The sequence below is a fragment of the Phytopseudomonas daroniae genome (assembly GCF_004327285.1).
Lineage (GTDB): Bacteria > Pseudomonadota > Gammaproteobacteria > Pseudomonadales > Pseudomonadaceae > Aquipseudomonas > Aquipseudomonas daroniae.
The window spans coordinates 50,737-68,759 of record NZ_QJUI01000008.1 but is presented as its reverse complement, the minus strand read 5'-3'; the positions used below and the strand labels follow the sequence as shown (position 1 = coordinate 68,759).

General features: G+C 64.4%; 17 protein-coding genes. 9 read left to right on the top strand and 8 right to left on the bottom strand.

Translation table 11 applies throughout. The features are described from left to right. Positions 1-2 precede the first annotated feature (2 nt). Together glcE and glcD are read right to left on the bottom strand one after the other, a co-directional pair. Positions 3-1,067, bottom strand: a complete 1,065-nt coding sequence (gene glcE / locus DNK06_RS10450; RefSeq protein ID WP_131179971.1) for a glycolate oxidase subunit GlcE — start codon at positions 1,065-1,067, stop codon at positions 3-5. Next, positions 1,067-2,566, bottom strand: a complete 1,500-nt coding sequence (glcD, locus tag DNK06_RS10445) for a glycolate oxidase subunit GlcD (protein WP_131179970.1) — start codon at positions 2,564-2,566, stop codon at positions 1,067-1,069. The genes glcE and glcD overlap by 1 nt, the downstream gene beginning before the upstream one ends. 256 nt (positions 2,567-2,822) lie before the next feature. Between glcD and glcC the strand changes: the two genes are divergently transcribed. From glcC to DNK06_RS10410, 7 genes are all read left to right on the top strand, one after another. Beyond that, positions 2,823-3,593 (top strand): transcriptional regulator GlcC, encoded by a 771-nt coding sequence (gene glcC, locus DNK06_RS10440; protein ID WP_131179969.1) that lies wholly within the window; start codon positions 2,823-2,825, stop codon positions 3,591-3,593. 49 nt (positions 3,594-3,642) lie between these two features. Continuing rightward, the gene (locus DNK06_RS10435) at positions 3,643-4,194 is read left to right on the top strand and encodes a chorismate--pyruvate lyase family protein (protein WP_131179968.1); all 552 of its coding nucleotides are present in this window, start codon (positions 3,643-3,645) and stop codon (positions 4,192-4,194) included. 42 nt (positions 4,195-4,236) lie between these two features. Beyond that, on the top strand, positions 4,237-5,130 hold the full coding sequence (gene ubiA / locus DNK06_RS10430; RefSeq protein ID WP_131179967.1) for a 4-hydroxybenzoate octaprenyltransferase: 894 nt from the start codon (positions 4,237-4,239) through the stop codon (positions 5,128-5,130). A 95-nt stretch (positions 5,131-5,225) separates the two neighbouring features. Next, positions 5,226-6,710, top strand: coding sequence for an RNA-binding domain-containing protein (locus DNK06_RS10425; protein WP_131179966.1), 1,485 nt, complete (start codon positions 5,226-5,228; stop codon positions 6,708-6,710). Positions 6,711-6,862: 152 nt separating this feature from the next. Beyond that, positions 6,863-7,552, top strand: coding sequence for a phosphate regulon transcriptional regulator PhoB (gene phoB / locus DNK06_RS10420; RefSeq protein ID WP_131175579.1), 690 nt, complete (start codon positions 6,863-6,865; stop codon positions 7,550-7,552). A 52-nt stretch (positions 7,553-7,604) separates the two neighbouring features. Further along, on the top strand, positions 7,605-8,909 hold the full coding sequence (gene phoR / locus DNK06_RS10415) for a phosphate regulon sensor histidine kinase PhoR (RefSeq protein ID WP_131179965.1): 1,305 nt from the start codon (positions 7,605-7,607) through the stop codon (positions 8,907-8,909). A 63-nt stretch (positions 8,910-8,972) separates the two neighbouring features. After that, complete coding sequence (locus DNK06_RS10410) at positions 8,973-10,316, top strand: hemolysin family protein (protein ID WP_131179964.1); 1,344 nt, start codon at positions 8,973-8,975, stop codon at positions 10,314-10,316. Between the two features lie 20 nt (positions 10,317-10,336). On the opposite strand, the gene DNK06_RS10405 is transcribed toward DNK06_RS10410, so the two are convergent. Both DNK06_RS10405 and DNK06_RS10400 read right to left on the bottom strand, forming a co-directional pair. Continuing rightward, the gene (locus DNK06_RS10405; RefSeq protein ID WP_131179963.1) at positions 10,337-11,173 is read right to left on the bottom strand and encodes a citryl-CoA lyase; all 837 of its coding nucleotides are present in this window, start codon (positions 11,171-11,173) and stop codon (positions 10,337-10,339) included. Beyond that, positions 11,170-12,369, bottom strand: a complete 1,200-nt coding sequence (locus DNK06_RS10400; protein ID WP_131179962.1) for a CaiB/BaiF CoA transferase family protein — start codon at positions 12,367-12,369, stop codon at positions 11,170-11,172. The genes DNK06_RS10405 and DNK06_RS10400 overlap by 4 nt, the downstream gene beginning before the upstream one ends. A 150-nt stretch (positions 12,370-12,519) precedes the next feature. On the opposite strand from DNK06_RS10400, the gene DNK06_RS10395 reads away from it, so the two are divergent. After that, positions 12,520-13,197 (top strand): IclR family transcriptional regulator, encoded by a 678-nt coding sequence (locus DNK06_RS10395; protein ID WP_131179961.1) that lies wholly within the window; start codon positions 12,520-12,522, stop codon positions 13,195-13,197. A 6-nt stretch (positions 13,198-13,203) separates the two neighbouring features. Here DNK06_RS10395 and DNK06_RS10390 read toward each other — a convergent pair whose 3' ends face one another. From DNK06_RS10390 to DNK06_RS10375, 4 genes are read right to left on the bottom strand one after another with little or no spacing between them, the layout of a single operon-like run. Continuing rightward, positions 13,204-14,244, bottom strand: coding sequence for an Ldh family oxidoreductase (locus DNK06_RS10390; RefSeq protein ID WP_207389943.1), 1,041 nt, complete (start codon positions 14,242-14,244; stop codon positions 13,204-13,206). 58 nt (positions 14,245-14,302) lie between these two features. Continuing rightward, positions 14,303-15,277: a Bug family tripartite tricarboxylate transporter substrate binding protein gene (locus DNK06_RS10385; RefSeq protein WP_131179959.1), complete on the bottom strand. Its 975-nt coding sequence runs from the start codon at positions 15,275-15,277 to the stop codon at positions 14,303-14,305. Positions 15,278-15,333: 56 nt separating this feature from the next. Beyond that, a complete protein-coding gene (locus DNK06_RS10380; RefSeq protein ID WP_131179958.1) occupies positions 15,334-16,029 on the bottom strand; it encodes an RraA family protein in 696 nt (231 codons plus the stop codon). Continuing rightward, on the bottom strand, positions 16,026-17,015 hold the full coding sequence (locus DNK06_RS10375) for a hydroxyacid dehydrogenase (RefSeq protein WP_131179957.1): 990 nt from the start codon (positions 17,013-17,015) through the stop codon (positions 16,026-16,028). The genes DNK06_RS10380 and DNK06_RS10375 overlap by 4 nt, the downstream gene beginning before the upstream one ends. A 99-nt stretch (positions 17,016-17,114) precedes the next feature. Here DNK06_RS10375 and DNK06_RS10370 point away from each other — a divergent pair, with 99 nt between their 5' ends. Further along, a complete protein-coding gene (locus tag DNK06_RS10370; RefSeq protein ID WP_131179956.1) occupies positions 17,115-18,017 on the top strand; it encodes a LysR family transcriptional regulator in 903 nt (300 codons plus the stop codon). Positions 18,018-18,023: the final 6 nt, after the last annotated feature.

Genomic DNA, 18,023 nt, shown 5'->3' with positions numbered 1-18,023 from the left:
CTTCAGACCTCCGCATACAGGCGGCCGCGATTGAAAATCCCCTGCGGATCGAGCTGCTCCTTGAGCTGGCGGTGGTAACGCAGCAAGGGAGCGGACAGGGGCTGGAACGGCGAGTCGCAGTGGCCGGCGCTGAAGCAGCTGGCGTGTCCGCCATGGGCGCTCACCAGCTGGCGAATCCGCTGCGCGTCGGCATCGGACTTCAGCCAGCGCTGGGCGCCACCCCAGTCGAGTAGCTGAGTGCCCGGCAATGCCAGCACACCGGTATTGTTCGGCAATGACACGCGCCACAATGCCTGCGGTTCAGCAAAGAACGCCAGGCGCTGTTGGTTGAGATCGTCCCAGTAGCCGTCTTCGAGCAGTTCGCCACCCAGGCGCTCGCGGGCTGCCGCCACGGAACCCTCGCCTCCTTCCAGGCGCAGGCGCAACCGTTCGCCATCATGGCAGGCAGCGCTGAGGGGAAGCGGCTGCTGGCCCCACTCGGCCAACCTGCGCAAGGCCATATCGGCGTCCATCTCCAGGCTCAAGCCGAGCCGGTGCCGCGGCTTGGGCAGCACTTTCAGGGAAATCTCGGTGATCACCCCCAGGCAACCGAAACTGCCTGCCAGCAAACGCGACAGGTCATAGCCGGCGACGTTCTTCATCACTTCGCCACCAAAGCGCAGATGCTTGCCCTGGCCGGTGATCAGCCGGGTACCCAGCACCAGGTCGCGCACGGCACCGGCCCAGGGCCGCCGAGGCCCGGACAGCCCCGCAGCGAGCATGCCGCCCAGGGTGGCGCCCGCCGCTGCATAGGGCGGCTCGCAGGTGAGCATCTGCCCGGCCTCGTCCAGTATCGCCTGCACCTCGCTCAGCGGCGTGCCGGCGCGAGCGGTGATCACCAGCTCGGTCGGGTCATAGCTGATGATGCCGCGGTGAATCCGGGTATCGAGCAGCTCACCGTCGACCTGGCGACCGAGGAATGCCTTGCTGCCCCCGCCCTGGATGCGCAGTGGCGTCTGCCTGTCGAGGGCGTGCTGAACCTGCTCCAGCAGCACGCCGCTGGCGTCCATCGAACTGTGCATGTTCATCAGAAACGCTCCAGTTCAGGGAAGGGCAACTGGCCGTGATGCACATGCAGCGAGCCGAATTCGGCGCAGCGGTGCAGGGTCGGAATGTTCTTGCCCGGATTGAGCAGACCGCGGGGATCGAAGGCTGCCTTCACGGCATGGAACAGAGTCAGCTCGTCACTGTTGAACTGCGCGCACATCTGGTTGATCTTCTCGCGCCCCACGCCATGCTCGCCGGTGATGCTGCCGCCAACCTTGACGCAGAGTTCGAGAATACGGCTGCCGATGGCCTCGGCGCGCTCCAGCTCACCGGGCTGGTTGGCATCGAAGAGAATCAGCGGGTGCATGTTGCCGTCACCGGCATGGAACACGTTGGCCACGCGCAGACCGTATTCTTCGGAGAGCTGGGCGATGCCCCTGAGCACACCGGGCAATTCGCGCCGAGGAATGGTGCCGTCCATGCAGTAGTAGTCGGGCGAGATGCGTCCCACCGCAGGGAAGGCGTTCTTGCGTCCGGCCCAGAACCTCGCCCGCTCCGCTTCGTCGCGGGCCTGGCGAACCTCGGTCGCGCCAGCGGCAGCGAGCACCGCCTTCACCCGCTCGCAGTCGTCATGCACATCGGCTTCGACGCCATCGAGCTCGCACAGCAGGATGGCTTCTGCATCCACCGGATAACCGGCGTGGATGAAGTCCTCCGCGGCGCGGATCGCCAGATTGTCCATCATCTCCAGCCCCCCGGGGATGATGCCCGCGGCAATGATGTCCGCCACCGCGCGCCCCGCCTTTTCCACCGAGTCGAAACTGGCCAGCAGCACCTTGGCCATCTGTGGCTTGGGCAGCAACTTGACCGTTACCTCGGTGACGATACCGAGCAAACCCTCGGAACCGGTGAACAACGCCAGCAGGTCGAAACCCGGCGCGTCCAACGAGTCGGCCCCCAGGGTCATGCGCTCACCTTCGACCGTGAGGATTTCCACCTTGAGCAGGTTGTGCACGGTGAGCCCATACTTCAGGCAATGCACACCACCGGCGTTTTCCGCGACGTTGCCGCCAATGGAGCAGGCAATCTGCGAGGACGGATCCGGCGCGTAGTACAGACCGAATGGCGCCGCTGCCTGGGAAATCGCCAGGTTGCGCACGCCCGGCTGAACGCGGGCCAGGCGTGCAGCCGGATCGATATCGAGAATCCGCTTGAAGCGCGCCATCACCAACAGGATGCCCTTCTCCAGCGGTAACGCGCCTCCCGACAGGCCGGTGCCCGCGCCACGCGCCACCACGGGCACGCCTAGCCGATGACAGAGCTTGAGCAGGACTTCGACCTGTTCGACATGCTCGGGCAACACCACCAGCAGCGGCGTGCTGCGGTAGACCGAGAGGCCGTCGCATTCATAGGGTTTGAGATCTTCCGCGGCGTGCAGCACCGTCAGGTCAGGCAGCAGCGCCTGCAGTTCAGCCAGCAGGGCCGTTCGGTCGACGTCAGGCAGGACGCCATCGACGCGCTCGTCATATTCAATGCTCATGGCAGGGCTCATTCAGGCAACGTTGTTATTGTTTTGTGCAGCCCATGACCGTGGCGGCTGCTTGCTTGTGCCTGAAGGTGTAGCCCGTGCCCTACCTGACGTCCATCGATCAGGTAACTGGTCGTACCAGTTTATGGATATCTCTTTTCGTCCACGGAACGATTAAAACGCTGTGAATCAAGGGTTATGGTTCTATATTCATCTTTATCCATAAGCGCATTCACAGCTGGTACGACCAGTTAATGGAGCAGCCCAGATGAACCCGAAACAACCGGAGGTACGCCGCCAGGTCAGCGATGCCGTGGCGCAACGCATCGAGCGCCTGATTGTCGACGGCGTACTCAAGGCCGGCCAGCCACTGCCTTCGGAACGACGCCTGTGCGAGAAACTGGGCATCTCCCGTTCAGCCTTGCGCGAGGGCCTGCAGGTGTTGCGCGGGCGCGGCATCATCGCTACCACCCATGGGCGCGACTCGCGGGTCGCCAATCTCTCCGGGCCGCAGGATGCCAGCCCACTGATGCATCTGTTCAGCTCGCAGCCGCGCACCCTCTTCGACCTGCTGGAAGTGCGCGCCCTGCTGGAATCCGAGTCAGCACGCCTGGCGGCCCTGCGCGGTACCGACGCCGACTTCATCCTGCTGACCCGCCGCTACGAGGAAATGCTCGCCGCCCACGGCCAAACGGACATCGATGCCTACGAACAGGCACGCCTTGACCATGCTTTCCACCTGGCCATCTGCGATGCCTCGCACAACCCGGTGTTGCTGTTCACGCTGAAATCCCTGACCGACCTGATGCTCAATTCGGTATTCGCCTCGGTCAACAATCTCTATCACCGCCCCGCGCAGAAACGCCAGATCGACCGCCAGCACGCCCGCCTGTACCACGCGGTGATCAACCGCCTGCCCGAGCAGGCGCAACGTGCCGCGCGCCAGCACATCTACAGCATCCGCGACAATTTCCAGGAGATCGAGCAGGAGGAGCAACGCCTGGTGCGCGCCACCATGCGCCTGGAGGGCTGGGCCTAGAGCGGCGTGCTAGACTCGCGCACCCCATGCATCACGATGATTTGCTGCCGTGCCCGACAACCTGCCACCCCCACACTGGCTAAACGCTGCACAACTGCCGGAACCCGGCGACCAGAAGCGCGACTGGCTGTTCAACGAAGACTCGCTGACCCGGCGGCTGACGGCGCTGTCCGACAATGGCTTCAGCGTCATGCCGCTGAACGAAGGCTGGCAGACGCTGCGCAGCGACGAGTGCGCGGCCCTCGATGTCACTGCAGACAGCCAGGGCTGGGTACGCGAGGTATATCTGTGCGGGCACGGCCAACCCTGGGTGTTCGCCCGCAGCGTTGCGGCGCGCGGTGCCCTGCAGAACTCGGGAATGGAACTGCAGCACCTGGGCAGTCGCTCGCTCGGCGAACTGCTGTTCAGCGATCGGGCCTTCGACCGCGGCGCCCTGCAGGTCTGCCGCTACCCGGCTGCCTGGCTACCGGCGGATCGCCGCAGCGAGGCGTTATGGGGCCGCCGTTCGTGTTTCCGTCGCGGCGCGCTGGGTGTGCTGGTGGCCGAAGTCTTCCTGCCCGACTTCTGGCAGGCCGTCACCGACCGAGCAGGCATGCCATAACCAGTCCATATAATCGGCGCAACCCGCCAGGAGACACGTTCGATGTACACCCGCCTGCTGCAATCGCTCAACCGCCTGCACCCGCGCGCCTGGGACTTCGTGCAACTGACGCGCATGGACAAGCCTATCGGCATCTACCTGCTGCTCTGGCCGACGCTGTGGGCGCTGTGGATCGCCGCAGAAGGTGTACCGAGCCTCAAGAACCTGGTGATCTTCGTGGTCGGGGTGATCCTGATGCGCGCGGCGGGCTGCGTAATCAATGACTACGCCGACCGTAATTTCGACGGCCATGTCAGCCGTACCAAGGCCCGTCCGCTGGCCAGTGGCCGGGTGAGCGCGCGCGAGGCACTGGTGCTGTTCGCCGTGCTGGTGGCGCTGAGCTTCGGCCTGGTGCTGCTGACCAACGCCACCACCGTCTGGCTGTCGTTCGGCGCCCTGGGCGTGGCGGCGCTGTACCCCTTCATGAAGCGCTACACCTACTACCCGCAGGTGGTGCTCGGTGCCGCCTTTTCCTGGGGCATGCCGATGGCCTTTACCGCCGAGACCGGCAGCCTGCCGATGGCGGCCTGGCTGCTGTTTCTGGCCAATGTGATCTGGACGGTGGGCTACGACACCTACTACGCCATGGCCGACCGCGAGGACGACCTGAAGATCGGGGTGAAATCCACCGCCATCCTGTTCGGCGATGCCGATCGGGTGATCATCCTCAGTTTGCAGGGCATGACCCTGCTGTGCCTGCTGCTGGCCGGCGCGCGCTTCGAGCTGGGCCTGTACTTCCACCTCGGTCTGCTGGCCGCCGCCGCCTGTTTCGTCTGGGAGTTTCACATGACCCGTGGGCGCGAGCCGATGGTCTGCTTCCAGGCATTCCTGCACAACCACTGGGCCGGCCTGGCGATATTCATCGGGATCGTCCTCGACTACGCTGTTCGCACCTGACGGGTTAATATCGCGCAGTCACCAGAATCCGACACAAGGCTTGGCATGGAAAGCCAAGATATTGGCAGCGCTTGGGCCAACCCGGGAATGCAGATATGACGCCGGAACATCTGACAGGTTTGCTGCGTGACGGCGAAGGCCTGACCGTCGAGTTCAAGCGCGCCCGCGAGGCGTTGAACCGCGATGTGTACGAGACCATCTGCGCCTTTCTCAACCAGCGCGGCGGCACCCTGGTTCTGGGCACGGCGGACGATGGCAGCATTACCGGTATCGCCCCCGAGGCGGTAACGCAAATCCGCAAGGATCTGGTCAATACCCTGCACAACTCGCAGAAGATCAACCCGCCAATGCCGTTGGTTCCAGAACAACTGGAGCTGGACGGGCAGATCCTGCTGGTGCTCAGCGTGCCGGAAAGCTCCCAGGTGCATAGCTGCAGCAACCGGGTGTTCATCCGCAACGAGGACGGCGATTTCGATATCACCGGCCATGGCCAGTTGCTGAGCGAGCTGTATCTGCGCAAACAGGTCGGCTATAGCGAAAATCGTGTTTTCCCGTATATCCGCCTGGATGACCTGCGCAGCGATCTTATCGAGCGCGTGCGGCACAACGTGCGTCTGCAGCGCAGCGGTCACGCCTGGGCCGAGCTGGACGATCTGGAGCTATTGAAAAGCGCGCGACTGTACCAACGCGATTACCAGACCGGGGCGGAAGGCATCTCCATGGCCGGCGCCCTGCTGTTCGGCCGCGACGAACTAGTGCTGGGTGTGGTGCCGCACCACCGCACCGACGCCATCCTGCGGGTGCATGACCTCGACCGTTACGACGACCGCGACGATATCCGCACCAACCTGCTGGAAAGCTACGACCGACTGATGGCTTTCGTCGGCAAGCACGTCGCCGATCCCTTCTACCTGGAAGGCGATCAGCGCATCAGCCTGCGCGAGCGCATCTTTCGCGAGGTGGTGGCCAACCTGCTGATCCACCGCGAGTATCTCAACCCCTTCCCGGCCAAACTGATTATCCAGCGCGACCGGATCACCACCGAGAACAGCAATAACCCGCACGGCCTGGGCCTGCTGCGCCCGGACGACTTCACCCCGTCGCCGAAGAATCCGGCCATCGCCCGGGTGTTCCGTGAAATGCAATGGGCCGAGGAGCTGGGCTCCGGCGTGCGCAACCTGTTCAAGTACGCCCGCGCTTTCGGCGGGCAAGATCCACGCCTCAGTGAGGAGTCGATCTTCCGCGTGACCGTGATGCTGCCGCAGGCCACCTTGCCCGCCCCGACACTGGAGGCAACCCTGATACAGCCAGAGTCACAGCCAGAGTCACAGCCAGAGTCACAGCCAGAGTCGCTGGAAACCAGGGTGCTGCGTCGCCTGCTCGGTGGTGCTTCTAGCAAGGCGGCACTGTCCCACGCGCTGGGGCAGAAAAGCATCTCCGGGACGCTCAACCAGGCGGTACGCCAACTCCTGGCCGCCGGCCTTATCGAGTACACCCTGCCGGCCAAGCCCAACAGTCGGCTACAGCAATATCGCCTGACGCCCGCCGGGCAGGCGCATCTGAATCAGCAGGACAATTGAGTGCCGAGCACCAATACCCATATCTGTACCACCCTGTTCGAGGTGCCGGCAGAGCTGGGCTACGCAGCTCTTGCCGCGCACCTGTCATATCGCTGCAATAATTCCGTTATCTAATGCGCCGCATGACAGTTGAATGAACCGAGGCTTGATCCATGGTTGGCAAGAACATCCTGATCGTCGATGACGAAGCACCAATCCGCGAAATGATCGTGGTGGCGCTGGAAATGGCCGGTTACGAGTGCCTGGAAGCGGAAAATACCCAGCAGGCCCACGCCATCATCGTCGACCGCAAACCCGATCTGATCCTGCTCGACTGGATGCTGCCCGGAACCAGCGGCATCGAGCTGGCGCGGCGCCTCAAGCGCGACGAGCTGACCGGAGATATCCCGATCATCATGCTCACCGCCAAAGGCGAAGAGGACAACAAGATCCAGGGTCTGGAAGTCGGTGCCGATGACTACATCACCAAGCCCTTCTCGCCCCGCGAGCTGGTCGCCCGCCTGAAAGCCGTACTGCGCCGTGCTGGCCCCAGCGACAGCGAAGGCCCTATCGAAGTGGGCGGGCTGCTACTCGATCCGATCAGCCACCGCGTGACCATCGATGGCAGGCCGGCGGAAATGGGCCCGACCGAATACCGCCTGCTGCAGTTCTTCATGACTCACCAGGAACGCGCCTACACGCGCGGCCAGTTGCTCGACCAGGTGTGGGGCGGCAACGTCTACGTGGAAGAGCGCACTGTCGACGTGCATATCCGCCGTCTGCGCAAGGCACTCGGCGAAGCCTACGAAAACCTGGTGCAGACGGTGCGCGGCACCGGTTATCGTTTCTCCACCAAGGGCTGACCGGCAGCCTGGAGCGCAACATGACAGGGACATGCTGGCGGATGAACGAAACGTGACGAGCCATTGGCGTGGCGCCATAACCCGCCGTTTGTTGCTGCTGATCGCAGCCTGCCTGATGGTGGGCCTGATCACCGGCCACTATGCCTGGGCGCTGGCCTTGGGGCTGGCCATTCACCTGGCGTGGACACTCAGCCAACTGCTGCGTCTGCACGCCTGGCTCAAGGATCACCAGCCCGACGAACCGCCGCCCGACGGCTACGGTTTGTGGGGCGAGGTGTTCGACAGCATCTATCACCTGCAGCGCCGCAACCAGCGTGCCCGTGGCCGCCTGCAAGCAGTCATCGACCGCGTCCAGGAATCCACCGCGGCCCTGCGCGATGCGGTGATCATGCTCGACAGCAACGGCAACCTGGAATGGTGGAACAAGGCTTCGGAAACCCTGCTGGGCCTGAAAACGCCCCAGGACAGCGGCCAGTCCATCACCAACCTGGTGCGTGATCCGCGCTTCAAGGAATACTTCGAGCGTGGCAATTACCTCGAACCGCTCGATCTGCCCTCGCCGGTCAACCCGCGCAAGCAGCTGCAGTTGAACATCACCCGCTACGGCAATCGGGAACACCTGATGCTGGTGCGCGACGTGACCCGTTTGCACCAGCTGGAACAGATGCGCAAGGATTTCGTCGCCAACGTATCCCACGAACTGCGCACGCCGCTCACGGTGATTTCCGGTTACCTGGAAACCCTGCAGGACAACGTGGACGACATCAATCCACGCTGGCGCCGTGCCCTGCAGCAGATGCAGCAGCAGGGCTCGCGCATGCAGGGCCTGCTCAACGATCTGCTGCTGCTGGCCAAGCTGGAAGCCACCGACTATCCGTCCGACAATCAGCCGGTGGCGGTCGATCTGTTGCTACTGTCGATCAAGACCGATGCCCAGGCACTGTCCGCCGAACGCAACCACCGCATCAGCCTGGAAGCCGACCCCCAGCTCAAACTCAAGGGCAGCGAATCGGAGCTGCGCAGCGCCTTTTCCAACCTGGTGTTCAACGCGGTCAAGTACACCCCGGCCGAGGGCGAGATCCGCATCCGCTGGTGGCAAAACGAACAGGGCGCCCACCTCTCGGTGCAGGACAGCGGCCCGGGTATCGAGGCCAAACACCTGCCGCGCCTGACCGAACGCTTCTATCGGGTGGACTCCAGCCGCGCCAGCAATACCGGCGGTACCGGCCTGGGCCTGGCCATCGTCAAGCACGTGTTGCTGCGCCACCGCGGCAAGCTGGATATCACCAGCGTCGTCGGCAAGGGCAGCCTGTTCATCTGCCATTTCCCGGCCACCCAGATAGCGCACCGCGTTTAGACCTATTGCAAAGCACCGTCCCAGGCCCCACCCTTTAGCAATATCTGGTCACACGAACTCCCCATGGATCCCTCTACGAGCGTCTCTTTCTCCACCTATTTCGCCGATTTCGGCCTCGTGCTGTTCGCCTTGTTCCTGGTACTACTCAACGGCTTCTTCGTCGCCGCCGAGTTCGCCATGGTCAAGCTGCGGGCCACCAAGGTCGAAGCCCTGGCCCAGGAGAATGGCTGGCGTGGACACATCCTGCGCACCGTGCACAACCAGCTCGATGCCTACCTGTCGGCCTGCCAGTTGGGCATTACCCTGGCCTCTCTCGGGCTTGGCTGGGTCGGTGAGCCTGCCTTCGCCCACCTGCTCGAACCACTGCTGACCTCGATCGGCATCGAGTCGCCGAAGCTGATTCACGGCATCGCCTTCTTCACCGCCTTCTTCATCATTTCCTACCTGCACATCGTGGTCGGCGAGCTGGCGCCCAAATCCTGGGCGATCCGCAAGCCCGAGCTGCTATCGCTGTGGACGGCGGTGCCGCTGTACCTGTTCTACTGGGCCATGTACCCGGCGATCTTCCTGCTCAACGCCAGCGCCAACGCCATCCTGCGTATCGCCGGCCAGGGCGAGCCGGGCACCCACCACGATCACCATTACAGCCGCGACGAGCTCAAGCTGATCCTGCACTCCAGCCGCGCCAGCGACCCGACCGATCAGGACATGCGCGTACTCGCCTCGGCCGTGGAACTGAGCGAACTGGAAGTGGTGGATTGGGCCAACTCCCGTGAAGACCTGGTCTATCTGGAGCTCAATGCTTCGCTGGACGAAGTGTTCAGCGTGTTCCGCCGTCACAAGTACAGCCGCTACCCGATCTACGACGAAGCCGCCGGCGAGTTCGTCGGCGTGCTGCACATCAAGGATCTGCTGCTGCACCTGTCGCAGCTGGAAATGCTGCCCTCGACCCTGCGCCTGAGCGAGCTGATGCACCCGCTGGAAAAGGTCAACCGCAACCTGCCGCTGTCCGAACTGCTCGAAGAGTTCCGCAAGGGCGGCGCGCACTTCGCTCTGGTCGAGGAAGCCGACGGCAAGGTCATCGGCTACCTGACCATGGAGGACGTGCTCGAAGCCCTGGTCGGCGATATCCAGGACGAGCACCGCAAGGCCGAACGCGGCATCCTCGCCTACCAGCCGGGCAAGCTGCTGGTGCGCGGCGACACGCCGCTGTTCAAGCTGGAACGCCTGCTCGGCGTCGACCTCGACCACATCGAGGCGGAAACCCTCGCCGGCCTGATCTACGAAACCCTCAAGCGCGTTCCCGAGGAAGAGGAATCTCTGGAAGTCGCCGGCCTGCGCCTGATCGTCAAGAAGATGAAAGGCCCGAAGATCGTCCTGGCCAAGGTCATCAAACTGGACGCCTGAGCCGCTTGCAGCCGGCCAGCTCAGCCCTCCTGAGCAGGTACCGGGCGCGGTGCCTGGCCGTCGTAATCCCAGATGAACTGACGCGGGATCGGCCCCTTGTTACGCCCGCCCTGCTGGGTCTGCTCCCAGGCGTGAGCGAGGATGCCCACCGAACGCGAGAGGCAGAAAAGCCCCCGCGCCAGCGGTGCCGGAAAGCCCAGCTCGGCGTAGATCACCGCGGTGGCGCCGTCGATGTTCATCGGAATACGCTTACCCTTGCGGGCCTGCAGCCGCTCTTCGATGCTCCGCGCGATCTGCGCGAAACGCCCACCGACCACGCCCTCGGCGGCAGCCTTGTCGACCGCCGCCAGCAGCGGCGCCGAACGCGGATCGACAGGATGGAAGCGATGGCCAAAACCGGGGATGAACTTGCCATTGGCCGCGATGAAGGCATCGAGGGCGGCATCGGTGGCCTGTTCCTGGGCGTCGCCGGCCTCCATCCGCGCGGCGATGTCCAGGTACAACCCGACAGCCTGCTCACCGGCACCACCATGCACGTCGCCAAGCACGTTCAGCGCCGACGCCATGGCGCTGTTGAGGCCGACGCCGCAGGTCGTGGCCATGCGCGCGATGGCGATGCTCGGTGCCTGCGGGCCGTGGTCGACAGCCGACATCAACGCGGTTTCCAGCAGGCGGCCCTGGGCGACGCTGGGCAGCTCGCCACGCAGCATCAGCCAGATCATCTGCGCGAAACCGACATTGCCGATCAGTTCTTCGATGGCGTAACCGCGGTAGCGGATCTCGCCCGGCTGCATCTGGATAATGGAGGTCGTCCACCATTGTTCGCTCAGGCGGCGTCCGTCGTTGGCGTCGGTCATAGTGCGTGCTCCTCGCGCAGGCTGTGGATCTGCTCATCGCTGTAGCCGAGTTCGGCCAGGATGCTGTCGGTGTGTTCACCGAGCTGCGGCGGCGGAGTGCTCACCGACGGCGCCTGGTGGTTGATCTTGATACCGGTACGCAGCAGGCTGACCGGGCGCTCGACACCAGGCACCCGCTCGAAGTGGGCAATCATGCCGCGGTCACGAATCTGTGGATGCTCGAGCACCTCAGGCACCTGGTACACCGGCCCGGACGGCACGCCCGCCGCCACCAACAAGGCCCACCATTCGTCCGCCGGGCGGGTCGACAACGCCTCCTCCAGCAGCCGGGTCAGCTCATCACGGTGCTGCAGGCGAGCCTGGCGCTTGGCAAAACGCGGATCGGCGATCAGTTCCTCGCGCCCCACGACCCGGCACACCGCCTCGAACTGTTCCTGTTTGTTGGCGGCGATATTCAGCGGCCCGCTGGCCGTGCGGAAGGTGCCCGACGGGCTGGCGGTGACGTTGTCGTTGCCCATCGGCTGAGGTACACGACCGGCGACCAGGAAGTTCGACACCGCCCAGCCCATGGTGGCCAGGGACGCTTCGAGCATGGAAATATCGAGGAAGCAGCCTTCGCTGCGCTGACGGTCGGCCAGCACACTGGTAATGGCGAAGGCGGCGGTGATGCCACCGACGGTATCGGAGATCGGATAACCCACCCGATACGGCGCGTTTTCCGGCGCGCCGGTGATGCTCATCACCCCGGACATACCCTGGATGATCTGATCGTAGGCCGGCAGATCGTGCAGTGGGCCATCTTGGCCGAAACCGGAAATGGCGCAATAGATCAGCTTGGGATTGACCGCCTTGAGCGTTTCGTAGCCCAGCCCCAGGCGCGTCATCACACCGGGGCGGAAGTTTTCCACCAGCACGTCGGCGCTGGCGACCAGCTTGAGGAATACCTCGCGGGCCTCGGCGTTCTTCAGATTCAGGGTCAGTGAACGCTTGCCGGGGTTCTGCGCCAGGAAGGAAACACCCATGAATTTCTGGTTGAGCTCGGCATCGGCTCCCAGTTGGCGGGCCAGGTCGCCGCTGCCGGGCACCTCGACCTTGATCACGTCAGCGCCCATATGGGCCAGTTGATGGCAGCAGAATGGACCGGCCAGTACGTTGGTCAGATCCAGCACACGAATGCCTTTCAGTGGGCTGATCATGCTGACGAGCTCCTTATTTTGAGAGATTTTATTCTACTAGATAGAACATCTTTCTATTATATAGAATATCGCCTCGCTTTCAACGCATCGCTGCGGTTCGTCCCATCAGCTGGATTAGAATGGCCGGATTCGCCCGCACAGGAATGCCCCATGACCAAGAATCGAGTCGAAGCCGTCGATCGCGCCCTGTCGATCGTCGGCGCCTTCGCCAATGGCCCGAGCCGCCTCAACCTGCGTGACCTGGCCGAGAAGACCGGCCTGTACAAGAGCACCATCCTGCGCCTGTGCGGTTCGCTGGAGCACTTCGGTTACCTGGTGCGCGACGAGCACGGCGCCTTTCGCCTGGGCCCGACCATCGGCCAGCTCGGTTCGCTGTATCGCCGTGAACTTGGCGACCTGATCCGACCGTCGCTGCGACAGTTGGCCGAGGAGCTCAACGAGACGGCGTCCTTCTATGTGCGCGAGGGAGATGTGCGGGTCTGTCTGCTGCGGCAGAACTCCAACCAGGAAATCCGCCATCACCTGGAGGAAGGCGTGCGCCTGCCGCTGCAGCGCGGCGCTGCCGGCCAGGTACTGCTGGCCTTTGCCGGCGAGCAGGGCGAGGTGATGGAGCTGATTCGCCAGCGCGGTTATCACCTGTCGCTTGGGGAGCGAGCGCCGGACGTGGCAGCCATCGCGGTGCCGTTGTGCCTGCCCGATGGTTCGTTGCGCGGCGCGCTGTCGGTGTCCGGCCTCAAGAGCCGTTTCGACGAGGCTTTCCAGGCGCGGGCCGTAGAGCGCCTGAAGGAAGAGGCGACCCGCCTGACTCGGCAGATCGCCAACGAGTGATGCGGTTCAGGCGTGTGCGCTGGCCAACTCACGCTCCTCATCGAGCATCCGCAGATCGGCGCTGCCAATCACCAGGCCATCGCGCAGCGCCTGCTGGCACAAGCGGTCTTCGCGTTCTCCCGGCATCAGCACTTCATCGAAGCCTTCCGCCAGAGGCGAGGCCTTGGCCCGGCCAACCAGCTCGTCCATCTTGCTCGCGTAGTCGGCAGCCGGCTGGAACAGGTCGGTACGGAACACCAGGAAGGTGTGTCCGACATTCTGCGGCGCGCTGAAATCGCTGTTCTGGTTGCGCACCTCGCCGCCGAACGCCGCCCCCGACATCACGCCGGCCAAGGCTTCCATCAGCAGCGCCATGCCCGAGCCCTTGGGCCCGGCCATCGGCAACACCACGCCCTTGATCGCCTGCTCGGCATCGGTGGTCGAACGCCCTTCGCTGTCCAGCGCCCAGCCTTCCGGTATCGGCTCACCCAGGCGCGCAGCCCGGCGCAGCTTGCCGAACGCGACCACCGAGGTGGCCATATCCAGTTTCAACGGCGTAGCGCCTCCCGGCATGCCGAGGGCGAACGGGCTGGTGCCGAGAAACGGACTGCGCCCGCCCCACACGGGCATCAAGGGTGGCGCATTGGTCAACACCATGGCTCCGAGCCCCTGATCGATGGCCATCTGCAGATAGCAGGCGGACATGCCGAAATGGTTGCTGTTGGAAGCCAGCACCAGGCTCACGCCATGGCGAGTGGCACGCTCGATCGCCACCTGCATGGCGCGGTGCGCGACCACATAGCCCATGCCGTTGTCGCCATCGACATGGGCAGTGGCACCTTCATCACCACTGACCCGCAGGTTCGGCTCGGTATTCACCAGGCCCAGACGCAGGCGCCTGGTGTATACCGGAATGCGGCCAATACCGTGGGAAGCCACGCCCCGCGCCTCGGCTTCGACCAGGCAATGGGCGATGAAAGCGGCATGCTCCGGGGGAACATAACCGGCGAAGATTTCCGTCACGCGGGCGAGCAACTGCGCGTGTCCGATGCAGTGGGATGCAGACACCATGGGTCACCAGTATCAGGTTGAGTGAAGGCCGACACCTTGCCGGCCACGGGATCGGCTATTCGGCCAGGCCGAACTCGGCGGCCAGTTGGCGGTAACGCTCGACTTCCTTGTCGACGTACTCGCTCAACTCGTCACCAGCCAGGTAGAAGGGAAACAGGTCACTACGCCGCACCAGGCGTTCGAAATCATCGGTCTTGGCCAGCGCATCGAAGGACGATTTCCACCAGTCATAATCCTCCGGCTTGACCTGCGGCCCGGTGTACACCCCACGGATCATCGGCCAACTGACGTCGTAGCCCTGCTCCCTGGCCGTGGGAATCGAGGCCAGCTTGTCGCCCATACGCTCGTCGGCGAGCACCGCCAGCACCCGCACATCACCGGACTCGACGTAGTTGGCGGCCACGCTGATATCGGTGCTGATGACCTGTACATGGCCGCCGAGCAAGGCGGTGAACACATCGCCCATGGCATCGAAACCGACATAACGCAGCTCACGCGGATTGACCTGCGCCTCGCGCATCAGCAATGCCGCCTGCATCCACAACTGGCTGCCGACCGTACCATTGCCGCCAACCGCCAGGCCCTTGGGATCCTTGCGCAGATCGGCCAGCAGATCCTCCAGGGTCTGATACGGCGAGTCGGATCGCACCACGATGGCCCCGTAGGTGGCGCCCAGCGCGGCCAGCCACTTCACGTCATGCTGGTCGTACTGGCCGAACTTGCCCTGGGCGATGTTGAGTAGCGAGCCGCTGGAGAACACGGTGATCATGTCACCCGCGCTCGGCTTCTGCGCCACCACCATGTTGTAGGCCACCGCGCCGATGCCGCCCGGCATGTACACCACGCGCATGGGTTTCTTCAGCATGCCCTGATCCTTCAGGCCAATCTGCGCCAGCTTGCAGGTCATGTCGAAACCGCCGCCCGGCTTGGACGGCGCGACGCATTCCGGGCGTCGCGGTTCGGCATGGGCCAGGCCGGTACCGACCAGCAGCGCGGCCACGATCAGGGTTCTCGAAAGACGAGTGAACATGGGGATTCTCCATTGTTTTTATTGGGACGGAGCGGTGCAGCGGCAGAGCGATGACGTCAGACCGGGCAGCCCTTGGCGCGCAGCAGCGCGTTGAAACGTTCCGGATCGGCATTGCCCTGCTGGTTGGTCAGGCGGATGCGCTCCTCCTTGTCGGCATGAGCGCGCACTTCGGGCAGCAGGCTGTGCAGGCGCGCAGCGGGAATCGCCACCACACCATCGGCGTCGCCGAGAATCAGGTCGCCCGGCGCCACCATCAGACCGGCGCAGGACACCGGCACGTTGACTTCACCCGGCCCCTCCTTGCTCGGCCCACGATGCACATGGCCCAGGGCGTAGACCGGGATCTCGCCTTCGGCCCACTCGGCCACGTCGCGAATCACGCCGTTGACCACGAAACCGCCGAGGCGCCTGGTCAGCGCCGAGGTGCGCATCAGGCCGCCGATCACCGCCTGGCTCAGGTCACCCGCGCCGTCGATGACGATCACATCGCCTGGCTCGGCCATGAGCATGGCCTTGTGGATCATCAGGTTGTCGCCGGGGCGCACGCGCACGGTCACCGCCGGCCCGCACATCACCATATCCAGCGAGCCGTGGTAGGCGCGCAGGCCGAGGCCGCCGACCGTACGGCCCATGCAGTCACTGGCATGGGCGACCGGCACCCGGCGAAAGGCCTCGACCAGCTCGCGGTCGGGCGACGCGGCACGTGGATTGACGGCGAAGCCGGCGGGCCAGGCAGGGGTAGCGTGATTCATGATACGAACTCCTCTTGGGGCAAGACGTGGGGGTTGATACAGGCGCTGCGCAGCGGCGACTCGCCGTTCAGCCAGGCGAGCACGTGACGGGCCGCGCCCGCCGCCATGGCGGCCAGGGCATCGGGCGTGGAGCCACCGATATGCGGCGTCATGACCACATGGGGATGAGCGAACAACGGGTTACCGGGAAGCAGGGGCTCCTGGCAGAAGGTATCGAGGCCGGCAGCGGCGACCTGACCACTGGCCAGCGCATCGAGCAGCGCCGCCTCGTCGATCAGCTCGCCACGGGCGGTATTGATCACCAGCGCAGCGGGCTGCAGGCGTGCCAGCTGCGCCCGCCCGAGCATGCCGCGGGTCGCCGCCGTCAGCGGACAGTGCAGGCTGAGCACGTGACAGTCGGGCAGTAACGCATCCAGCGAATCGCGAACCGCCACGCCAGCCACCGGGCTGACGCCGCCCAGGCCAGGGTCGAAGGCCTGCACGCGCATGTCCAGCGCCAAGGCCACCCGCGCCACGCGCTGGCCGATCTGACCGAAGCCGACCAGGCCCAGGGTACGCCCGGCCAGTTGCTGGCCATCACCCGCGCGCAGCCATTGCCCGGCCCGCAGGTCGCGGTCGAAACGGGCGATACGCCGTGCCGCAGCCAGCATCAGGCCGATGCTCAGCTCGGCCACCGACTGGGCGTTAGCCGCCGGCGTGACGAATACCGGAACGCCACGCGCGGTGGCGGCCTCGACATCGATGTTGCTCACCCCGACGCCGTGCTTGGCGATCACTTTCAGGCTCGGACACTGCGCGATGGCCGCCGCGTCCAGCCGCATGGTGCGGGAAACGATGGCGTCCACCGGTTCGCTGGCCAGCAACCTGGCGATCGCGGTGGAATCGTTCTGATCGGAGACGAACAACAGCCGGCAGCCGGCCTGCTCGAGAAGATCGATACCGGCCGCCGAGAGCTTCGGTGCCGTGATGAGAATGGTATGAGGCATGCGCCGCGCCCTGTTGTTATTGGCTGTGGTGGATTATTGACAGACAAAATGATGAAGTCTATTTTCCATTTCTAATCAAACAATAACTTTGGATCATCAATGGATTTACGTGACCTGCGCTACTTCGAGGCCATCGCCGACCACCAGAACATGCGCCAGGCCGCGGAACGCCTGCATGTCACCCAACCGGCCCTGACCAAGTGCATTCATCGTCTGGAGGAACAGCTCGATGCCGAACTGTTCGAGCGGGTCGGCCGCGGCATCCGCCTGACCGCGGTCGGCCAGGTGCTGTTGGCCCGCGCCCGTTACCTGCGCAACGCCATGGAGGAAACCCGCCGCGAGGTACGCGACTTCGCCCAGGGCATCGCCGGACACGTGCGCATCGGCGCGGCAGCGACCGTGGCCCAGCACCTGCTTCCGGATCTGTGTCGCGAGCTGCTGATCCAGGCGCCGCAGGTCACCCTGGAGATCGTCATCGGCATGAACGACGTGTTGCGCGAGTCACTGCGCAGCGGCCAGCTCGACCTGATCGTCGGCCCACTGCCGGACAACGAGGAATTCGCCGCGCAGCCCATCGTCGAGGACGAGGTGGTGGTGATCGCACCGCGCAGCCATCCCCTGACCCGCGGCAAGATCAGCCTGCAACAGCTGTGCAACTATCGCTGGGTACTGCCAGCCCCCACCGTGGCGACCCGCCACTGGCTCGACCGCACCTTCGAATTGAACGGCCTGGCCAAGCCCAACGTGCAGATCGAAACCAACTCGATCATTCTGCTGCCGCGCCTGATCGCCGAAACCGAACTGCTCAGTTTCATTTCCCGGCGCAACCTTGGGCCAGGCAGAGCCGGTGACGCGCTGGTGGAACTGCCATTGGCGAAAACCACCATGCACCGGCGTTTCGGCACCCTGTACCGGCGCGACGGCTACCTGTCACCGGCGGCGCAGCACCTGCTCGGCCTGCTCAGCCAGCGCGGCGCGCAGATCCTCGACGGGCCGCATTGAGCGAAC